Source organism: Pseudomonas cyclaminis (genome assembly GCF_015163715.1).
In the GTDB taxonomy this organism is placed as follows: domain Bacteria; phylum Pseudomonadota; class Gammaproteobacteria; order Pseudomonadales; family Pseudomonadaceae; genus Aquipseudomonas; species Aquipseudomonas cyclaminis.
In genome coordinates this window covers 1-2,421 of sequence record NZ_JADDUM010000359.1, presented here as the reverse complement: position 1 = coordinate 2,421, position 2,421 = coordinate 1, and the positions used below count along the sequence as shown (strand labels likewise).

Below are 2,421 nucleotides of genomic sequence, written 5' to 3'. Positions count from 1 at the left end.
CACAACCAGCGCCACCGCCGCCGCACGTTGCCACGCCTGCGTCGCGGCGTTCGGCGCACCGGCAGCGTCGCCGACGACGGGCGCTGACGATGCGCCGGTTCGTCCTTATGCACCTCGCCCAACGCCGCCCAGGTCTGCTCGGCATAACGCAACGCCGCTTCATGGCGGCTGTCGCAGGCGATCCATTGCCGCAACTCGGCCTGCTCCTGGTCGGTCAGGGCACCGGCGTGCAGGCGCACCGCCCAATCGGCGGCCGCCTCGGTAATGCTGTGCTGCTGCGGACCCTGGCTATTCACGTGTGAATCTCGAATTTTTCGTTATATAACGCTGTGACGTCTGACCTGGCAATTTTCCGTAATTCATTCGTCGGATGGCGTCACCTCACCGTCCTGCAGGCGCTGCATCACATACGCCAATGCCTTGGCCAGGTGCTTTTGCACGGAACTGTCGGAGATGTCCAGGTGCCGGGCAACCTGGGCGTGGGTCATGCCCTCTATACGGTTCAGACGGAAGATCTGCTGGGTTCGTTCCGGCAACTCCGCCAATGCCTGCTTCAATGCCTGCCGCTGTTGCTGCGCCATTGCCTGAGCCTCCAACCCGGCCACGTCATCTTCAATCTCGGCCAGCGCCTCATGGGGCACGGAATCGGTCTTGCGCCGTGCTTCCTGGCGAATATGGTCGATCAGCAGATTGCTCGCCGTTCGATAGAGATAGCCCTGGGAATTGTCGATGCGCTCGCCGGCCGGTTTTTCCGCCAGGCGCAGGAAGCTCTCCTGAACCAGGTCGGCCGCCAACTGCGGGTCCCGTACCCTGCGCGCCAGATACCCGCGCAGGGTATCGGCGTGCTTGAGAAACAGGCCCTTGAGATCCACGTCCGACAAACCGACTCCCTGGAATGTAAAGGAAACAGGTGGGCATCTTAAGCGTTGTCGAGAATGATTTTCAATTGATATCTAATCTGATTCTGCCGTAGGACGGGCCTGATTAAGAGTTCGGTAATCGAACACATCCGTTGCCATCAATTGACCAAATTAACTAACCAGTACATTTTATCCACACAACGAACAAGAACTGTGGAGATACCCCCAATGCCGCCTATCGTGCTGGTGCTCAACGGCCCCAACCTCAACCTGCTCGGCACCCGCGAGCCTGCCACCTATGGCCACGAAACCCTGGCCGACGTCGCCGCCCTGTGCGGACGCAGCGCCGACAAGCTCGGGCTGAAAATCGAATTTCGCCAGACCAACCACGAAGGCGAACTGCTGGACTGGATCCACGGCGCCCGTGGCCGTTGCGCCGGTATCGTGATCAACCCGGCGGCCTGGACCCACACCTCGGTGGCGATTCGTGACGCGCTGGTGGCCAGTGAAGTACCGGTGATCGAAGTGCATTTATCCAACGTGCATGCCCGTGAAGCGTTTCGTCATCACTCCTTTGTGTCGCCCATCGCCAAAGCGGTGCTCGCCGGGTTTGGCAGCCACGGCTATCACCTGGCCCTGGAACATTTCAGCCAATTGCTGAAGGGATCGGCTCAATGAAACCGCGCATCCTCGCCGGCCTGATCGGCGCCGGTATCCAGGCTTCCCGCACCCCCGCCCTGCATGAGCAGGAAGGCGACGCCCAAGGGCTGCGGTACCTGTATCGCCTGATTGACCTTGAGCCCCTGCACCTGGACATCAACGCCCTACCCGATCTGCTGGACGCTGCCGAGTTGATGCACTTCACCGGGCTGAACATTACCTACCCGTGCAAGCAGGCGATCCTACCGTTGCTCGATGAACTGTCCGACGAAGCCAGGGGCATCGGCGCGGTGAATACGGTGGTGTTCAAGAACGGCAAACGCATCGGCCACAACACCGATTGCCTGGGCTTCGCCGAAGGTTTCCGGCGCAACCTGAATGATGTGCCGCGCCAGCGTGTGGTGCAGATGGGCGCCGGTGGCGCGGGCGCGGCGGTGGCCCATGCGCTATTGGCGGAAGGTGTGGAGCACTTGAGTATTTTCGACGTAGACGTCAGCCGCGCCCGCGACCTTGTGGATAACCTCGCCCAGCGTTTCGGCAATGGCCGTGCACAAGTGGGTCATGCGTTAGAAAACGCGATGGCCGAGGCCGATGGCCTGGTCAACACCACTCCGATGGGCATGGCCAAGCTGCCCGGCACTCCCGTACCTGCGTCACTGCTCAGAGCCGAACTGTGGGTGGCTGAAATCGTGTACTTCCCGCTGGAAACCGAGCTGCTGCGCGACGCCCGCGCCTTGGGCTGCCGCACGCTGGATGGCGGCAACATGGCGGTGTTCCAGGCGGTGAAGGCATTTGAATTGTTCAGTGGCGAAGTGCCGGATGCGCAGCGGATGCTCGCGCACTTCAAGAGCATGAATACCTGAAATGTGGGAGGGGCTTGCCCCGATTGCGGTGGGTCAGC

The 2,421-nt window shown here is 61.3% G+C and carries 4 protein-coding genes; 2 read left to right on the top strand and 2 right to left on the bottom strand.

Translation table 11 applies throughout. The features are described 5' to 3' along the window. Both IQK56_RS30390 and IQK56_RS30385 read right to left on the bottom strand, forming a co-directional pair. The coding region (locus tag IQK56_RS30390; protein WP_425274662.1) for a FecR/PupR family sigma factor regulator at nt 1-296 on the bottom strand (296 nt) is incomplete at its 3' end. 63 nt (nt 297-359) lie between these two features. Then, nucleotides 360-881, bottom strand: coding sequence for an RNA polymerase sigma factor (locus IQK56_RS30385; RefSeq protein WP_122310057.1), 522 nt, complete (start codon nt 879-881; stop codon nt 360-362). Between the two features lie 207 nt (nt 882-1,088). Between IQK56_RS30385 and aroQ the strand changes: the two genes are divergently transcribed. Together aroQ and IQK56_RS30375 are read left to right on the top strand one after the other, a co-directional pair. After that, the gene (gene aroQ / locus IQK56_RS30380; RefSeq protein ID WP_099603253.1) at nt 1,089-1,538 is read left to right on the top strand and encodes a type II 3-dehydroquinate dehydratase; all 450 of its coding nucleotides are present in this window, start codon (nt 1,089-1,091) and stop codon (nt 1,536-1,538) included. Further along, a complete protein-coding gene (locus IQK56_RS30375) occupies nt 1,535-2,383 on the top strand; it encodes a shikimate dehydrogenase (RefSeq protein WP_193901966.1) in 849 nt (282 codons plus the stop codon). The genes aroQ and IQK56_RS30375 overlap by 4 nt, the downstream gene beginning before the upstream one ends. Nucleotides 2,384-2,421: the final 38 nt, after the last annotated feature.